Raw genomic sequence first — 16,312 nt, 5'->3', positions numbered from 1 at the left:
ATGGTTGCTGTGCAAGATATGAGAAGACTGACGGCAGAATTTTATTTAGTCCTTAACAACCTCCTGGCCCTAGCCTCCTAGGTGGAGACGAATCTTACGCGGCCCCAGCAGGCGGGACAGGAGCGGATCGGGTGACCTCTCCACCCACCCGGCCCCTCCCCACCTGATCAAGGCGCCCAACGGCCCGTTGCCGAGCGTGAAGTCCCCTTAAGCTCGCCGGACAGAGCGACAGTGGAGGCCCGTGGCACCCTCGGGCCATGACCGGAAATGCAGAGGCAGACGGCAACAACGCCCCCAACCCCGAGATGACGAACGAGGACAGCCCGGTCTACCAGCCCCCCTCGGGCGCCGAGGAGACCGACCTCGCCGACGCCGCCGTGGACGGCACGAGCGCCTCGCACTACGGGGCGAACGACCCGGCCCTGTACGAGGACACGGGCGGGACGAACAATCAGGACTGACGAACAGCCAGGGCCGGGAGCGTGGTGGTGACGTTCCCGGCCTTTCCCTTTCGGTGTGCAGGAAGAAAGCGCGGCCCGCTCCGTCTATGGCCGCCCTGTGCGGGGGTGTGAGCCACCGTTGCATCCTTCGGTCAAGTAGGTTACAAGGAGGATCAAGTACCGAACGGGGACGATCCGGCTATGTCCGGGAACCCGCCCCAGCGCCGCGCCGGGCCGCCCGGGTCCCGGACGCAGGCGCGCCCCGCCCGCAGGAGGCTTCGCGCATGACGACCTTCCGGCCCGACCCGACGTTCTACCCCTCGCCGAGCCTCGCCCAGAGTGCGCCGCGCGAAACGCTCGCCTACGTGGTGGTGATCGACCCCACCTACCGCACGCCCGACGCGCTCGCGGTGCTCGACCTCGACCCCGCCTCGCCGACCTACGCGCGGGAGGTGGGCCGCCTGGAGCTGCCGCACACCGGGGACGAGTTGCACCACTTCGGCTGGAACGCGTGCAGCGCGGCGCTGTGCCCCACCATGCCGCACCCGCACGTCGAGCGGCGGTACCTGCTCGTGCCGGGGCTGCGCTCCTCACGCATCTACGTGGTGGACACCAGGCCCGACCCGCGCAGGCCCACCCTGCACAAGACCATCGAGCCGGAGGAGCTGCACGCCCGGAGCGGCTACAGTCGTCCGCACACCGTCCACTGCGGGCCGGACGCCGTGTACATGAACGCGCTGGGCAGCCCGTCGGGCGAGGGGCCGGGCGGCGTCTTCGTCCTCGACCACACCACCTTCGAGATCAAGGGGCCGTGGGAGAAGGACCGGGGGCCGCAGTACCTCGCCTACGACTTCTGGTGGCACCTCGGGCACGACACCATGCTGACCTCCGAGTGGGGCACGCCGAACATGGTGGAGGACGGCCTCAACCCCGAGATCCTCCTCGCGGGCGGGTACGGGCACCGCCTGCACGTCTGGAACCTGCGCACCCGGGAGCATGTGAAGGCCCTCGACCTCGGCCCAGAGCAGCAGATGGTGCTGGAACTGCGCCCCGCGCACGACCCGCGGCAGACCTACGGCTTCGTGGGCGTGGTGACGAGCCTGAAAGACCTCTCGGCCTCGGTGTGGCTGTGGCACCTCGACCGCGGGGAGTGGAAGGTCCGCAAGGTGATCGAGGTTCCTGCCGAGCCCGCCGACCCTTCCCTCCTCCCGCCGCTCCTCCAGGGCTTCGGGGCGGTGCCGCCGCTGATCACCGACATCAACCTGTCGCTGGACGACCGCTTCCTGTACGTCTCGTGCTGGGGCACCGGGGAGTTGCGGCAGTACGACGTGAGCGATCCGTTCGAGCCGAAACTGGTAGGCTCGGTGCACCTGGGGGGCATCGTGCGGCGGGCGGGGCACCCGAGGGCGCCGGAGCCGCTGACGGGCGGGCCGCAGATGGTGGAACTCAGCCGCGACGGGCGGCGGGTGTACGTCACCAACTCGCTGTACGTCTCCTGGGACGAGCAGTTCTACCCGGCGGGCATTCGCGGCTGGGCGGCGAAGCTGGACGCGGACCCGGCGGGCGGGATGACGCTCGACCCCGACTTCTACGTGGACTTCGGCGAGCGGCGGGCGCACCAGATGCGGCTCCAGGGCGGGGACGCCTCCTCGGACTCGTTCTGCTACCCCAACCCCTGAGGGGCGCGTGAACGACCCCCTCGCCTGGTCCGCCCTCGCCCTGCTGGGGGCGCTGCACGGCCTCAACCCCGCGATGGGCTGGCTGTTTGCGGTGGCGCTGGGGTTGCAGGAACGCCGCCGGGCGGCGGTGGGGCGGGCCCTGTGGCCCATCGCGCTGGGGCACGCGCTTTCGGTCGCGCTGGTGGTCGCTCTGGTGATCTTGGCGGGAGCGGTCCTCGACGGGGGGGTGTTGCGCCTCGTCGGGGCGGGGGCGCTGCTCGCCTTCGGGGCGTACAAGCTGCTGAGGCCGAACACGCACCCGCGCTGGGTGGGGATGCGCGTGGGGTTCCGCGACCTGACCCTGTGGTCCTTCCTGATGTCCACCGCCCACGGCGCGGGGCTGATGCTGGTGCCGGTGGCGCTGCGCTTCTCGGCAGGGGGCGGGGCGGCGCACGCGGGGCACGGCGAGCACCTGCCTGCGGGGATGGCCGCGTCCTCCACCCTCGCCGGGCTGGCGGCGGTGGGGGTCCACACGCTGAGCATGTTCGCGGTGATGGCCGCCGTCGCGCTGGCCGTGTACCAGTTTGTAGGGCTCACGGTGCTGCGCCGGGCCTGGGTCAACCTCGATCAGGTGTGGGCGGTGGCCCTGATGGCAGCGGGAGCCGTCGCGCTGGTGTGGCGGTAGCCCGGGACGGCGCAAAGCCCTCCCGCCCTTCCTGTTCCTACCGTAAAGGCCCCCTGAACGCCGAATCATGATCGCGCCCTGATTACGCCCTAGGCTAACCAGCACGAGGTGAATATGTCGCTGGAAGATATGACGAAGAACCATATGATGGCCCACCTGACGGACGCGCTGAATGAGGGGCAGGACATCGGGCACTACGGGCGCCTGGTGTACGCGATCATCGGGCGGCATTTCGTGGAGGAGGACGAGCTCGTCTCGCTGCTCGCGCAGGACAAGGACTTCAGCGAGCAGGGGGCGCGCGACCTCGTGCGGCAGGTGCAGGAGGCGGACTACAGCCCGCCGGGCCGCGCGAAGATCATGGAGTACATGGAAAAGCAGGACTTCCCCATCCTGCCGAATGCCGATGACCCCGACGAGGGCAACGTCTACCGCGACCTCGACTTCCCGCAGCACGTCTACGACCACATCCAGGAGTACCGCCACCAGAAGGCAGAGACGGACTAACCAGACGGCGCGCCTTACCCAGAACTCTCACACAGGCCGGGCGACCGGCCTTTTTGCTGTTTGGGGCCTCGCAGGCCGCGCCCCTTCATCTGCTTAACGTCTCCTTCACTCGGAGGGCGAATGCCTTTTCCTTTGCGCACAACCGATATACTTCGCGCACCCGAAAAGAGGAGGGATGCCCGTGGCTGGACCCGAGATCCAGATTTCGATTGACGGCGGTACGTACACGGCGAGACCGGGAGAACATCTGGTCGACGCCCTCAACCGCGCCCGGGTCGAGCTGCCCCAGGTGTGCTACCACCCGCAGCTCGGCCCGATCCAGACTTGCGATACGTGCATCGTCGAGGTGAACGGGCAACTCGTCCGCGCCTGCGGCACCCCCGTCAGCGAGGGGATGCAGGTCCGCACCGCCGTGCAGGGCGCGCAACTCGCCCGCGAGGAGGCCTTTGACCGCATCCTCTCGCACCACCTGCTGTACTGCACCGTCTGCGACAACAACAACGGCAACTGTACGGTCCACAACACGACGAAACTGATGGGGGTGCAGCACCAGAACCGGCCCTTCCAGCCCAAGCCGTACGCGAAGGACGAGACGAATCCCTTCTACCGTTACGACCCCGACCAGTGCATCCTCTGCGGGCGCTGCGTGGAGGCCTGCCAGAACCTCCAGGTCAACGAGACCCTGAGCATCAACTGGGAGGACCCGCACCCCCGCGTGCTGTGGGACGGCGGCAAACCCATCGACGAGTCGAGCTGCGTGAGCTGCGGGCACTGCGTCACCGTCTGCCCGTGCAACGCGCTGATGGAAAAGTCCATGCTGGGCGAGGCGGGGTACTTCACGGGGATGGAGCTGCCGGTCTTCAACTCCGCCGTCGCCATCGTGAAGAACGTCGAGCCGTCGGTCGGGTACGTGCCGATCCTGAACATCTCCGAGATCGAGGCCGCCGGACGTGACGGCTACATCGAGCGGACGAAGACGGTCTGCACCTACTGCGGCGTGGGCTGCTCCTTCGAGGTGTGGACGAAGGACCGCCACATCCTCAAAATCGAGCCCTTCGACGGACCGGCGAACGGCGTGAGCACCTGCATCAAGGGCAAGTTCGGCTGGGACTACGTGAACAGCACGGATCGGCTGACCACGCCCCTGATCCGCACGGAGAACGGCTTCCGCGAGGCGACGTGGGACGAGGCGCTCTCGCTGATCGCCCGCCGCTTCACCGAGATCAGGCGGGAGAGCGGGCCGGACGCGCTGGCCTTTATCGCCTCGTCCAAGACGACGAACGAGGAGGGCTTCCTGATGCAGAAGCTCGCCCGCTCGGTGATCGGCACGAACAACATGGACAACTGCTCGCGCTACTGCCAGAGCCCCGCCACGATGGGCCTGTGGCGCACGGTGGGCTACGGCGGCGACTCGGGCGGCATCGTCGATCTGGAGAAGGCCGGGCTCGTCATCGGCATCGGGACGAACACGGCGGAGAGCCACCCCGTCCTCGCCACGCGGGTCAAGCGGGCGCACAAGCTGCGCGGGCAGAAACTCATCGTCGCCGACCTGCGCGAGCACGAGATGGCGCAGCGGGCGGACCTCTTCGTGCAGCCCAATCCGGGGACCGACTTCGTGTGGCTGAACGCGGTGAGCCGCTACATCCTCGACAACGGGCTGGAGAAGAAGGACTTCCTGGCGCAGTGGGTGGGCGGCATGGACGAGTTCCGGGCCAGCCTGGAGGGCTACACGCTGGAGTATGCCGAGCAGGTGACCGGCATCTCCCAGGACAAGATTCGCCAGATCGCGCACGAGGTCGCCACGGCGGACGGCACCTGCGTCATGTGGGCGATGGGCGTGACCCAGCAGATGGGCGGCAGCGAGACGAGCACGGCGATCTCGAACATGCTGCTCGTCAGCGGCAACTACATGCGTCCCGGCGCGGGCTCGTACCCCCTACGCGGGCACAACAACGTGCAGGGAGCGTCGGACATGGGCGCGATGCCCGGCTTCGTCACGGGCTACCAGCGGGTCGATGATCCCACCGTGCGCGCCAAATACGCGGCAATCTGGGGCACCGAACTCCCCGTCAACAAGGGCCTGGACAACCACGAGATGGTCCACGCGATCCACGAGGGCAAGCTCCGCGCCATGTACCTCAAGGGCGAGGAGATGGCCGTGGTCGATTCCAACTCCAACTACGTGGACGCCGCACTCGAAAAGCTCGATTTCTTCGTCGTGCAGGACGTGTTCTTCAGCCACACGGCGAGCTTTGCCGACGTGGTGCTCCCGGCGAGCCCCAGCCTGGAGAAGGACGGCACCTTCACGAACACCGAGCGGCGCATCCAGCGGCTGTACCGGGCGATGGAGCCGATGGGCGGCAGCAAGCCCGACTGGGAGATCATCCAGCTCGTCGCCAACCGCCTCGGCGCCGGGTGGAATTACACCCACCCCTCGCAGATCATGGACGAAATTGCCAGCCTCACCCCGCTCTACGCGGGTGTGAACTACGAGCGGCTGGAGGGCTTCAAGTCGCTGCAATGGCCGGTCCACCCCGACGGCACCGACACGCCCCTGCTGTTCGTGGACGGCTTCCCCTTCCCGGATAAAAAGGCCCGCCTCTACCCCGCCCAGTTCGTCGCGCCGGTCGAGCCGCCGACCGAGGAGTACGACCTGCACTTCAACAACGGGCGGATGCTGGAGCACTTCCACGAGGGCAACATGACCTTCAAGGCGCCCGGGATTGTGGCGAAGGTGCCCGGCACGTTCGTGGAGGTGTCGCCGGAGCTGGCGCAGCAGCGGGGGCTGAGGAGCGGGTCCATCGTCCGCCTCGTCTCGCGGCACGGGGCGGTGCGCCTGCCCGTCCTCGTGACGAACCGGGTGATCGGCAAGCAGCTCTACATGCCGATGAACACGCAGGACGCCGCGCAGGCCGTCAACCGCCTGACGGGCAGCCACGCCGACCATGTGACCCACACGCCCGCCTACAAGGACACGGCGGTACGGATGGAGATTCTGAGCGTGGACGGCACGCCGCCCCTGCCGCGCACGAACCACCGCTTCGGCCACCCCACCCCGCAGCGGGGCGTGGAGGTCGAGCGCAAGTGGCGGCGGCCCGACTACGTGTTCCCCGGCTCCAGCCTGACGATGATGGAGGGCGGCAGCCTGAACGCGCGCTCGGACTACGTGGGCGGGGCGGACGACTGAGGGGGGAGGGGGGCCGGGGCGAGGAGCTTTGGCCCCTTCTTCGGGTGAAGAACAGCGGGAAGTTGAAGGTTGAGCCTTCTTGGTTGCCCGGCCCGCTCACCCCCTCTGCTACGCAGCTCTTCGAGTCCCGGCCTCCCCCATAAAGGGGGGAGGCGGAAAAGAACAAACCCGCGGATGAGGTTTTTTGCCCCTCCCCCCTCGTGGGGGAGGCTGGGAGGGGGGCAACCGCGAGCGTCGTCCCAGCGCACCAAACCCTCCACACAGCCAAAGCGAGGTCAAGATGGCGAAATCACTGCAATACACCCCGCGCGTCAGAACACCGCAGGAGGAGGTGGCTGAGGCGAGCGCCCAGAACGCCGAGGCGCTGGTCGAGGGCTTGAAACTCCTAAGCGCCCTGCACGATCACGGGGTTCTGGACGTGCTGAACAAGGTCGTGCGCGGCGGGGGCGGGCTCGCGGGCGAGAGCCTGCACATCCTGGAGCGGGGCAGCTCGACACACGTCATCCGCAACCTGCTGGAGGTCGTGCGGGTGCTCACCGAACTCGACCCCCAGAGCGTCGGCGCCCTGGGCAGAGCGCTGAACGAGGGTGTGAACGAGGGGGCCAAGCGGGTGGCGCGCGGGGAGCGGGTGGGCGTCGGCGAACTCGTCGGCCTCATGCGTGACCCGGACATTCAGGTGGCGTTGACCGCCCTCTTCGGCACCCTGAAGGGCTTCGGCCACGCGCTGCGGCAGGCGGACGCCCAGATGCACGAGCCGGTGGAGGAACGCCGGACGAGCGGGGAACGCCTCGCGTGAGCCTGCCGGAGGCCAAGCCCACGTCCGCCGAGAGCACGGCCCCCGCCGTGACCGGGGCGCGTGTGCTGGCCTACCGGGGGGGCAGAGCGACCGAACGTGACGACGCGGTGGCCGTCGAGGAACCTCTCGACATTCGCGTGCATGAGGGCGGAGAGAGCCTGACTCTGGCCGTCTCCATGCGCACACCCGGCCACGACCGCGAGCTCGTGCTGGGGTGGCTGTACGCGGAGGGGCTGCTCCACCGGGACGCTCCCATCACGCTCGTCCAGGACCCCGAAACCCCCAACGTCGTCATCCTGCACACCTCTGACCCGCACTGGTTTCTCGCTTCGGCCCGCACGAACGTCACCACGAGTGCGTGCGGGGTTTGCGGCAGCGGCAGCGTGGAGCGGCTGGCGGTGCGGGTGGGGGAGGCGGTGTGGACGGCCCCTCTCCTCTCCCCTGCCCTGCTCGCCACCTTGCCCGAACGGCTGCGCGCGGCCCAGCCCGCCTTCGACGCGACGGGTGGGCTGCACGCGGCGGGCCTGTTCACGCCGGACGGAACCCTGCTGGCCGCCTTTGAGGACGTGGGACGGCACAACGCGGTGGACAAGCTCGTGGGCTGGGCTGTAGGGAGAAAACTTCTTCCCCTTTCCAATCACATGCTCGTGACCTCCAGCCGCGCGGGCTTCGAGATCGTGCAGAAGGCCGCGCTGGCGGGCGTTCCCGTCGTCGTGACCGTGGGGGCGCCGAGCAGCCTCGCGGTGGAGACGGCGGCGGCCCTGGGTCTCACCCTCGTCGGCTTCGCGCGGGCCGAGCGTTTCAACGTCTACGCGGGAACGCCCCGCCTCCAACCCTCCTGAACCACCCCCCTGTGCTGGCAGCCCCAGCCGCGAAAGGAGAACAGATGGCCTCTTTCCTCGACCGCGAACGCACCGTCGCCCCACCCGGCTTCAACCGCTGGCTGGTGCCGCCCGCCGCGCTGGGCGTTCACCTGTCCATCGGGCAGATTTACGGCTACAGCGTGTTCAACAAGCCGCTTAGCCGCCTGATCTCCGGGGACCTCGCCGCCGACACCGGGGCGCCGGGTGACTGGTCGCTGTTTCAGGTCGGCTTGATCTTCTCGGTGGCCCTCTTTTTCCTGGGGGCGAGTTCGGCGCTGTTCGGCAAGTGGGTGGAACGGGTGGGCCCGCGCCGGACGATGTTCACCTCCGCCCTGCTGTTTTGCGGCGGCTTTCTGGTGGCCGCGCTCGGCGTGGCGACCCACCAACTGTGGCTGGTGATCCTGGGCAACGGCGTGTTGGGCGGCATCGGGCTGGGGCTGGGGTACATCAGCCCGGTCTCGACGCTGATCAAGTGGTTTCCCGACCGCCCCGGTCTCGCCACGGGGCTGGCGATCATGGGCTTCGGCGGCGGGGCGCTGCTGGGGAGCCCGCTGGGCACGTCCCTGATGGCGGCCTACGGCGGGCCCAACTTCGGCATCGTGCCGACCTTCATCACGATGGCGGTCCTGTACTTCGCCCTGATGATGTTCGGGGCCTTTCTCGTGCGGGTGCCCGCCGACGGCTGGAAGCCCGAAGGCTGGACGCCGCCCGCCCAGAACGCTTCCCACGGCATGATCTCCACCCACAACGTCACGGTGGAGCAGGCGGTGCGCACGCCGCAGTTCTGGCTGCTGTTCACCGTGCTGTTCTGCAACGTGACGGCGGGGATCGGGGTGCTGGGGCAGGCCAGCGTGATGATTCAGGAGATGTTCAGTGACCGCGTGCTGGGCGCCGGAAACGGCGTAACGGCCACGGCGGCGGCGGGCTTCGTGGGGCTGCTGAGCCTGTTCAACATGGGGGGCCGGGTCTTCTGGAGCAGCACGTCCGACCGCATCGGGCGCAAGCCGACGTACATGATCTTTTTCGCGCTGGGCACGGTGCTGTACTTCCTGATCCCTATCTTCGGCAACCTCGCCAGCCTCGTGCTGTTCGTGCTGGGCTTCGGCATCATCATGAGCATGTACGGCGGCGGCTTCGCCACCATCCCCGCCTACCTGCGCGACCTGTTCGGCACGCTGAACGTGGGGGCCATTCACGGGAGGTTGCTCCTCGCCTGGAGTGCGGCGGCCATCGCCGGGCCCACGCTCGTCAACGGCTTCCGTGACCGCCAGATCGCCGCCGGGGTGCCCGCCTCGCAGGCGTACTCCACCGTCATGTGGATCATGGCGGGGCTGCTGGTCGTGGGCTTTATCGCCAACCTGCTCGTGCGGCCCGTCGCCGCCCGCTACTACGCCGACCGGGGCGTGGGAAGCGGCGCCGCCGCGGACGACTGAACCGAGGAGACCTGACCCATGCGCGAACAAAAAACCTCCACCGCCACCGTCGTCCTCGCCTGGGCCGTCGTCGCCCTCCCGATGGCCTGGGCGGTCTGGCAGACCCTGATCAAGGTGATCGAGCTGTTCCGGTAGAAGACCTTCCAACGAGACGAACCGCCGCAGCCCTGGCCGTGGCGGTTCGTTCTGTTGCGGAAGGTGAGGGGTCAGGCGCCGGGTCAGCGCAGAATCACGGGCTGGGCGTCCACCTTCACCCGGAAGAGGGCGTAGGGCCTCACCCGCTGGTCGATGCCGTAGTGGTAGCGCCCCTGGCGGCCTAACTGGTTGCTGAGAATGTAGAGGTAACCGCCGCGAATCGCCAGCGTGTCGGGCCAGATCAACCGGGGGTCGCGCACGACCGTCTGGAACTCGCCGTTGGGCAGCCGCCGCACGACGGCGTTGATCTCGTGGTTGGTCGTGTACAGCCGCCCGAAGGTGTCCTCCGCCATCCCGTCCGAGACGCCCTTCTCGCCCAGGTCACGCACCTGAGCCTTGACCTCCGCGTCGCTCAGACTCTCGTTCCGCAGGGCCGCGGTGGGCACGGCGTACAGGCGGCGCGAGGCGGTGGGCGCGTAGTACAGGGTTCCCCCGTCCGGGCTGATGGCGATGGAGTCGGCCCCGAAGGAGAGGGTGCGGGCGGGCCCACCCTGCGGACGCTCCAGCAGCGCGCGCCCGTCGGCGAAGGAGACGAAGCCCGGCACCGGCCTCACCGTCGCGTCGCCCGTCAGCTTGCGCCAGCTCCGGCCCGAGGCGAGGTCCACCATGATCAGCCCGGCCCCCGACCTCGCCCCCGAGTCGGTGATGTAGGCCACGCCATCCGCCCCAAAGCGCAGGTCCACCCGCAGGTCGTTGAGGTAGGTGCCCCGCAAGACGACGTTCGCGGGAAAGCGGATCGTCTTCACCACCCGGTTCGTGCGGGTGTCGATCCCCACGAGCTTGGGCGCCCGCCCGTCCACGATGGGGCTGAGGTTGACCGTCCCCGTGTCGAGGACCCACAGGCGGTCTCTGCCGTCGATCAGCAGGCCCTGCACCCCCACGAAGGAGTCGTAGTTGTTCGGAATCTTCAGGGTGTTGATGTCCTGATTGGGGTAGGGCACCTCGCGCCCGTTCCTGATCTCGGCAACCGAGAAGGGATTCAGGTCCTCCCAGTTGGGATACGACACGAAGATGCGGCCCTGACTGTTGACCGTCACGCCCACGGGCATGTGATTGTTGAAGGCGTGGACGAGTTCCAGGGGAGCACCCAGGCGGGTCGGGGACTCGGGGAGACGCTGGGCGAGCGACGTGCCGAGGGCCAGCAGGGCGAGGGGAAGCAACTTTTTCATGACACCTCCGGAAGGCAAGGACGCGGCTGTGGACGGCCTACAACGCGTCGTCTTCACGTGAAGACGGAGAGGAACGGGGTGTGGTCAGGCGCCAGAGCGGCGATTCCTCCCGCGTGTGACTGCCTGGGAACTCATTCCGAAGCTTGGCACACCGTTCCCGCCCTTCCGCCGCGTATTGGGAAGCCATAAAGGCACAGATAAAAGGGCTCTGGTGAGACCACGTTCCTTCCCTGACGCCGGACGAAGGCTTTTTTGAAACGGTCCACCCATCCGTCTGTTCCGGCGTGAAGAGAGGGAGCAGGCGGGACGCTGAGATTCCCCGGTCATCCCTCTCAGGACGGGGTGGGACAATGGAGCGGCATGTCCGGGCCCGGCGCACGGAGGCCAGGCCGGACCCCTTCAAGGAGACCCATGAGACTACGCGATCTGATCAGGCCCCAGGGCCAGAGCGACCCGACCAACGACGAGGACTCCCAGGCGCGGGAAAGGTTCCGCGACGCCGCCCGCCGCCTCGCCGAGGGGGTGCGGCAAAATCCCAGGGTGCAGGAGGCCGCCGCCGAGCTGCGGGGCCGGGCCGAGGAGTTGAGAGAGACGGCCCGCGCCCGCGCCGACGGGCACCTGGAACGGCTGATCGAGTCGCGCGCCGGACGTGGCGAGGCGCTGCCGGACGAGGTGGCCGCCCTCCTCGAACGCCGCCGCCGCGAGCACGAGGCGCAGGCCGCGCGGCGGTGGGCCCGGCAGGAACTCCTCGCCCTCGCCGAGACGCCCGAGCAGCGCCGGGTGCTGGGCCTCGTCGCCGGGGCCACCCTCTGGGCGGGGGGCACGGAGGCGGAGCTGCGCTACACCACGCTCCTCGACCGCCTGGCCCCGTCGGGGGAGGCGCAGGCCGAGATGGACATTCACCGCGCCCTCTGGACGCTGGCGGAGCGCCGGGTGCTCGCCGTGTCTCCCCACGGAGTCGTGACGGCGTGCCCGCTGCCCGAGACGGTCACCGTGAGGGACGAGACGCGGCAGGCGGACCAGGAGGGCTGAGGCACCGCCCTCCCTCAAGGGATTCGCAACCGGCAGCGTGCCCGCGTCCCCGGCGGGGCCCGCACACTGGAGCATGTTTGCCAAGTGGCTTCCGCTCGCCCTGTGCGCCCTCAGCGGCGTCGGCGCGGCCCTCCCCGCCAGCGTGACGTTAAAGAACCTTTCCTATGAGCGGCAAGGGCCCGACAACTGCGGCCCGGTCACGGCGCTGAGCATCCTGGGCTACCACGGCACCCGGGTCACCCAGGCGCAGGCGGTGCGGGCGCTCAAGGACAGCGCGGGCGACCCGCAGGTCACCAGCCTCGAACTCGCCGCGTACCTGGGGAGATACGGCCTGCGGAGCGTGATCCGCTACGCCGGGACCCCCGAGCTGCTGCGCGAACTGCTCGCGCGCGGAATCCCCGTCGTCGTCCAGCAGCGGCTGCGGCCCGGGAGCAACGTGGCCCACTTCCGCACGGTCTATGGCTACCGGGGCGGGGAATTCGTGACGAGCGACCCCCTGCGCGGGCCCGCCCTGCGGCTGTCGACCGCCCAGATGACGGACCTGTGGCACTTTTACAACGGCGAGTACCTCGTCGCGTACCCGCCCTCGAAGGAGGCCGACGTGCGGGCGGTGCTGGGGGACGACTTCCGGGCGGCGAACAACTGGCGCAAGCTCAAGCGGATCGGGGAGCGAAACGTCAGGGCCCGCCCGGGCGACCCCTACAACTGGTGGGGGCTCGGCAAGGCCAATCTGCGCCTCGGGAACGCCCGCGAGGCCGCGGCCAACTTCGACCGGGCGGTGGCCCTCGGCGTGCCCACCCTGTACTACCTCTACCGCCAGGAGGCCTTCGAGGCGTGGACGCGGGTGGGCGAGCACCGCAAGACGCTCGACCTCACGCAGCGGACCCTGCGCGCCTTTCCGGGCAGCAAGGAACTCGTGTACTTCCGCGACGTGGCGCGGCGGGGGCTGAGGGGTTAGAAGGGTCGGCCCTCAGCCCCGGTCGAGGTTCCGGAGCTGCTCCTCGTATTCCTCGCGGTTGCGGACGGCGACCGGAGCGGCGAGTGCCCGGCGCAGTGTGTCCGGGGAGGGCGAACGCTCGTAGAACAACTCGAACAGGTCGAGGATGGTCGGCGTGTGTGCCGAAGTCAGCACACGCTCGACTCCATCCCCCGCCCGCACCTTCCCTTCCACGAGCACCCGCGCGTAGAAGCCGGGGCGGCGGGCCTGCCGGAACTTCTTGACGAAGGCTGGGTCGCCCATGCGCGCGGCGAGGGTGGCGCAGGGGATGCGGGGGGAGGTGACCTCTAGCAGCGCCTCCCCCACCCGGTAACGGTCGCCGACTCGCACCGGCCCCGGCCCGAACGAGGAGAGGGTCAGGTTCTCCCCGAGGGTGCCCGGTTCCAGGGCCTCGCCGAGGCGCTCGGCCCACCAGTCGTAGTCTTCCGCGCTGTAGAGGTAGACGGCCTGATCGGGCCCGCCGTGGTTCGCCACGTCCGCGATGTGGTCGCCCGCGAGGCCCTGCCGCCCGACGTGGACCGCGCCCGGCTGCGGCTCCTTGTGGATGCCCGTCGTCGCGGGCTTGCCGATCACCCGGTGTTCACGCGGCTGGGCGACGTTGACGGAGAGCAGACGCATGGGATCAGGCTACCGTGCCGGGCGGGGGACAGGGCTGCCGCGAGATTGCACCGCCCGACTTGACTCCTCTGCCCCGCAGCTTTCCCCCTCCGGCCCTGCGGGCCACCTCCCCTCGAAGGGAGGCGACAAGATTGTTCTCTATGGCGGGAATGCTGTCCCCGGCTCCCCTTTCAGGGAAGCTGTCAGCCGGGCTGACTGACTCGTAGAGCTGCGTGCAGAGGGGTCGCCCGCGACTCGTCCTCCCAATCCCCGGACCTCGCGGTGGCCCCGACAGTGGGGGCGATCTTGCTCTCCCCGGCCTCGCGGCCTTCCACAATGGGGCATATGAGCGAGCTGCCCAAGGGCGCCCTTCGTCGCCTGGACGAGACGCCCGACGAACTGTTCTACCGCCAGCCGCGCTTCGTCACGCACATCGACGACGCGGCCATCGCCGCCGTGACGGGGCTCTACCGCGAGTATCTGCCGCCGGGGGGCGCCATCCTCGACCTGATGAGTTCGTGGGTCAGCCACCTCCCGCCCGAGGTGGAGTACCGCCGCGTGGTGGGCCTGGGCCTCAACGGCGAGGAATTGGCGGGCAACCCGCGCCTCTCGGGCTACGTCGTGCAAAACCTCAACCGCGACCCCCACCTTCCCTTCGGGGACGGGGAGTTCGACGGGGCGGGGATCACCGTGTCGGTCGACTACCTCACCCGCCCGGTGGAGGTGCTGCGCGACCTGGGCCGGGTGCTCACTCCGGGCGGCCCGGTGGTGATCACCTTCTCCAACCGCTGCTTTCCGACGAAGGCGGTGATGATCTGGCACCGGTTGGACGACGCCGGGCGCCTCGACCTCGTGGCCGGGTACCTGCGCGAGGCGGGCAACTGGGAGGAGATCACCCGGCACGACCGCAGCCCGCGCGGGAGGGGCCACGATCCCCTCTTTGCGGTGACGGCGCGGGCGAGCCGGGCACAGGCGTCCTAGGGGGGCAGCAGCCCCGCCAGCGGGTCGCGCCCGTCCCAGGTCCCCTCCGCCCGCAGGGGCACGAAGCGCGCGAAGAGTTCCTCGCCGTACCAGTCGCGCGCCCTCGTCTGCCGGATCGCCGAGCGGTGCCCCGGCGCGCCGTACGCGAAGGCCCGCACGCCCTGCGCGTCCCGCCACAGGCTGAAAGTCGCCTGATGGAGCAGGGGCACCTCCCCCACGCCGACCGAGGCGAGCAGAGCGGGGTGGCCGTGCAGTCCGCCCTGCGACTCCGGCACCGCCCGCCAGAAGTCGAGCAGGCGCGTGGGGCGGATGGCGGCGCGCGTGAGAACCGCCACGGGGCCCGCGTGCTCGGCGGTCGGGGGCAACTCGCCGAAGGGGGAGACGCCGCCCCACCGTCCCTTGACCCGCGTCGGCCTGAGCAGGAGCGTGTACGTCTCCTGCGCGCGCTCCCGCTCGGCCCGGCGAAAGGGGCCGTCCTCGAACGCCTCGAAGGCCTCCCGCGAGGACCACACGCAAAAGCGCGCCCAGCGCAGAAAGTCCGCCCCCAGCGAGAGGTCTTGCCCCCGCCCCGTGCCGAGCAGGCGCCGGAAAGTCAGCCCCGGCACCCCGGCGAGGGCGGAGCGGTCGAGCCCCATGCGCGTGAACCCCCGCACGCCGTCGCGCCCCGCGTAACGCGTGAGGGTGAAGCTGGCGAGGGGGACCGAGGAATCGGGCACGGGTCGAGTGTAGGACGTGCCGAGTGGGCGAGACGGCGGCGCACGTCACCGAGCGCGCTGGGGAGGAGATGTCTGTCTGGGTGCCGGTCCCCACTCGGCCACGACCCTTGGGCCCCTTCGCGGATGAACAGGGCGAGCGGAGGACCTGGGCGGCTGATCGTCCCTGGGCGAGAGACAGACGGGGTGAGGGGGACGAAGCTCAGGTGCGCCCGCACCGGCGGCAGCCCATACTCGGAGCCATGTCCGCCCCGTCTCCTCTTCCGACCTCGCCCGGTGCCGAGCCCGGGAGCCGTGAGGCCGTCTTGCACGCCATTCGCCACCGCCGCACGGCGGACCTGAGGGACCTCTCCCCCGTTCCGGTGCCGCGCGCCACCCTGCAAGCCCTCCTGGAGGCCGCGAATTGGGCCCCGAGCCACGGACGGACCGAGCCGTGGCGCTTCGCGGTGTTCACGGGAGCGGGGCGGGCCCGGCTCTCGGAGGCGCTGAACGCGAGCGCGGGCCTCCTCAACCCGGCGCTGGGCGAGGAGGCCCGCCAGGGCCAGAGCGAGCGCCAGGGGCTTGCGCCCGTGTGGATCGCGGTGGCCGCCGAGCCCGCCGCGAAGCCCCGGATGCCCCTCCACGAGGAGCAGTGGGCGACCGTGTGCGCCGTGCACAACCTCCTCCTCGCAGCCACCGCGCACGGTCTGGTGGGCAAGTGGATCACCAACCCGCCGTCCATGCACCCCAACACGGCCCGGATGCTGGGTTTCCCGGAGGAGGCAGGCATGGTGGGCGTGGTGTACCTCGGCTACCCCCGCGCGGGCTGGCCCGTCGGCACGCGGCGGCCCGTGGAGGATAAGGTCCGCTGGGTCGAGGAGTGAGCCTCAAAAGTAGAGGAGACGGGCCGCGCGGCCCGTCTCCTTTCTCCTGGTCCGTCTGTCGTCGTTACTCGGCGCCCAGCCAGATGTAACGGGCGAGGAGCAGGGCCGCCACGACATAGAGGATGGGGCTGACCTGCCGCGCCCGCCCGCTCAGCAGCTTGATGGCGCAGTAGCTGATCACGCCCAGGGACACCCCGTT

At 69.5% G+C, this 16,312-nt stretch carries 16 protein-coding genes; 13 read left to right on the top strand and 3 right to left on the bottom strand.

Annotation, left to right across the window (positions count from 1 at the left end; genetic code table 11):
- The first annotated feature begins 257 nt into the window (after positions 1-257).
- The 9 genes from A7B18_RS17605 (at position 258) to A7B18_RS23140 (ending at position 9,701) form a co-directional block, all read left to right on the top strand.
- Entirely contained in the window at positions 258-461 is a 204-nt protein-coding gene (locus tag A7B18_RS17605) for a hypothetical protein (RefSeq protein ID WP_102128004.1), read from the top strand.
- Between the two features lie 263 nt (positions 462-724).
- Entirely contained in the window at positions 725-2,119 is a 1,395-nt protein-coding gene (locus A7B18_RS17600; protein WP_102128003.1) for a selenium-binding protein SBP56-related protein, read from the top strand.
- A 7-nt stretch (positions 2,120-2,126) separates the two neighbouring features.
- Positions 2,127-2,783, top strand: coding sequence for a hypothetical protein (locus A7B18_RS17595; protein ID WP_102128002.1), 657 nt, complete (start codon positions 2,127-2,129; stop codon positions 2,781-2,783).
- A 129-nt stretch (positions 2,784-2,912) separates the two neighbouring features.
- Entirely contained in the window at positions 2,913-3,287 is a 375-nt protein-coding gene (locus A7B18_RS17590; protein ID WP_245872948.1) for a hypothetical protein, read from the top strand.
- Positions 3,288-3,462: 175 nt separating this feature from the next.
- Positions 3,463-6,474 carry a formate dehydrogenase subunit alpha gene (fdhF, locus tag A7B18_RS17585; protein WP_102128001.1) on the top strand — a complete coding sequence of 1,004 codons (3,012 nt, stop codon included), beginning with the start codon at positions 3,463-3,465 and terminating at the stop codon, positions 6,472-6,474.
- A gap of 280 nt (positions 6,475-6,754) precedes the next feature.
- On the top strand, positions 6,755-7,270 hold the full coding sequence (locus A7B18_RS17580) for a helical membrane plugin domain-containing protein (RefSeq protein WP_102128000.1): 516 nt from the start codon (positions 6,755-6,757) through the stop codon (positions 7,268-7,270).
- The gene (fdhD, locus tag A7B18_RS17575; RefSeq protein ID WP_342747182.1) at positions 7,267-8,112 is read left to right on the top strand and encodes a formate dehydrogenase accessory sulfurtransferase FdhD; all 846 of its coding nucleotides are present in this window, start codon (positions 7,267-7,269) and stop codon (positions 8,110-8,112) included. The genes A7B18_RS17580 and fdhD overlap by 4 nt, the downstream gene beginning before the upstream one ends.
- 44 nt (positions 8,113-8,156) lie before the next feature.
- Entirely contained in the window at positions 8,157-9,566 is a 1,410-nt protein-coding gene (locus A7B18_RS17570) for an L-lactate MFS transporter (RefSeq protein WP_102127999.1), read from the top strand.
- Positions 9,567-9,584: 18 nt separating this feature from the next.
- Positions 9,585-9,701 carry an MFS transporter small subunit gene (locus A7B18_RS23140; protein WP_425430338.1) on the top strand — a complete coding sequence of 39 codons (117 nt, stop codon included), beginning with the start codon at positions 9,585-9,587 and terminating at the stop codon, positions 9,699-9,701.
- An 83-nt stretch (positions 9,702-9,784) separates the two neighbouring features.
- Here A7B18_RS23140 and A7B18_RS17565 read toward each other — a convergent pair whose 3' ends face one another.
- The gene (locus tag A7B18_RS17565) at positions 9,785-10,930 is read right to left on the bottom strand and encodes an L-dopachrome tautomerase-related protein (RefSeq protein WP_102127998.1); all 1,146 of its coding nucleotides are present in this window, start codon (positions 10,928-10,930) and stop codon (positions 9,785-9,787) included.
- 411 nt (positions 10,931-11,341) lie between these two features.
- On the opposite strand from A7B18_RS17565, the gene A7B18_RS17560 reads away from it, so the two are divergent.
- Positions 11,342-11,962: a hypothetical protein gene (locus A7B18_RS17560; protein WP_102127997.1), complete on the top strand. Its 621-nt coding sequence runs from the start codon at positions 11,342-11,344 to the stop codon at positions 11,960-11,962.
- Between the two features lie 73 nt (positions 11,963-12,035).
- Positions 12,036-12,920, top strand: coding sequence for a C39 family peptidase (locus A7B18_RS17555; protein ID WP_102127996.1), 885 nt, complete (start codon positions 12,036-12,038; stop codon positions 12,918-12,920).
- Between the two features lie 12 nt (positions 12,921-12,932).
- On the opposite strand, the gene A7B18_RS17550 is transcribed toward A7B18_RS17555, so the two are convergent.
- Complete coding sequence (locus A7B18_RS17550) at positions 12,933-13,577, bottom strand: MOSC domain-containing protein (protein WP_102127995.1); 645 nt, start codon at positions 13,575-13,577, stop codon at positions 12,933-12,935.
- Between the two features lie 324 nt (positions 13,578-13,901).
- Between A7B18_RS17550 and A7B18_RS17545 the strand changes: the two genes are divergently transcribed.
- On the top strand, positions 13,902-14,537 hold the full coding sequence (locus tag A7B18_RS17545; RefSeq protein ID WP_245872946.1) for a methyltransferase domain-containing protein: 636 nt from the start codon (positions 13,902-13,904) through the stop codon (positions 14,535-14,537).
- Here A7B18_RS17545 and A7B18_RS17540 read toward each other — a convergent pair.
- Positions 14,534-15,253, bottom strand: coding sequence for a hypothetical protein (locus A7B18_RS17540; RefSeq protein WP_219722155.1), 720 nt, complete (start codon positions 15,251-15,253; stop codon positions 14,534-14,536). The genes A7B18_RS17545 and A7B18_RS17540 overlap by 4 nt on opposite strands.
- Positions 15,254-15,492: 239 nt before the next feature.
- Here A7B18_RS17540 and A7B18_RS17535 point away from each other — a divergent pair, with 239 nt between their 5' ends.
- Positions 15,493-16,113, top strand: a complete 621-nt coding sequence (locus tag A7B18_RS17535; protein ID WP_245872945.1) for a nitroreductase family protein — start codon at positions 15,493-15,495, stop codon at positions 16,111-16,113.
- Positions 16,114-16,312: the final 199 nt, after the last annotated feature.

The sequence above is a fragment of the Deinococcus planocerae genome (assembly GCF_002869765.1).
Taxonomy (GTDB): Bacteria; Deinococcota; Deinococci; order Deinococcales; family Deinococcaceae; genus Deinococcus; species Deinococcus planocerae.
The sequence above is the reverse complement of the archived record's forward strand: the minus strand, read 5'-3'. Positions and strand labels throughout refer to the sequence as shown.

Coding starts and splice junctions, on each gene's coding strand:
- A7B18_RS17605 (WP_102128004.1), top strand. CDS start 258: ATGACCGGAAATGCAGAGGCAGACGGCAACAACGCCCCCAACCCCGAG.
- A7B18_RS17600 (WP_102128003.1), top strand. CDS start 725: ATGACGACCTTCCGGCCCGACCCGACGTTCTACCCCTCGCCGAGCCTC.
- A7B18_RS17590 (WP_245872948.1), top strand. CDS start 2,913: ATGACGAAGAACCATATGATGGCCCACCTGACGGACGCGCTGAATGAG.
- fdhF (WP_102128001.1), top strand. CDS start 3,463: ATGCCCGTGGCTGGACCCGAGATCCAGATTTCGATTGACGGCGGTACG.
- A7B18_RS17580 (WP_102128000.1), top strand. CDS start 6,755: ATGGCGAAATCACTGCAATACACCCCGCGCGTCAGAACACCGCAGGAG.
- A7B18_RS17570 (WP_102127999.1), top strand. CDS start 8,157: ATGGCCTCTTTCCTCGACCGCGAACGCACCGTCGCCCCACCCGGCTTC.
- A7B18_RS23140 (WP_425430338.1), top strand. CDS start 9,585: ATGCGCGAACAAAAAACCTCCACCGCCACCGTCGTCCTCGCCTGGGCC.
- A7B18_RS17565 (WP_102127998.1), bottom strand. CDS start 10,930: ATGAAAAAGTTGCTTCCCCTCGCCCTGCTGGCCCTCGGCACGTCGCTC.
- A7B18_RS17560 (WP_102127997.1), top strand. CDS start 11,342: ATGAGACTACGCGATCTGATCAGGCCCCAGGGCCAGAGCGACCCGACC.
- A7B18_RS17555 (WP_102127996.1), top strand. CDS start 12,036: ATGTTTGCCAAGTGGCTTCCGCTCGCCCTGTGCGCCCTCAGCGGCGTC.
- A7B18_RS17550 (WP_102127995.1), bottom strand. CDS start 13,577: ATGCGTCTGCTCTCCGTCAACGTCGCCCAGCCGCGTGAACACCGGGTG.
- A7B18_RS17545 (WP_245872946.1), top strand. CDS start 13,902: ATGAGCGAGCTGCCCAAGGGCGCCCTTCGTCGCCTGGACGAGACGCCC.
- A7B18_RS17535 (WP_245872945.1), top strand. CDS start 15,493: ATGTCCGCCCCGTCTCCTCTTCCGACCTCGCCCGGTGCCGAGCCCGGG.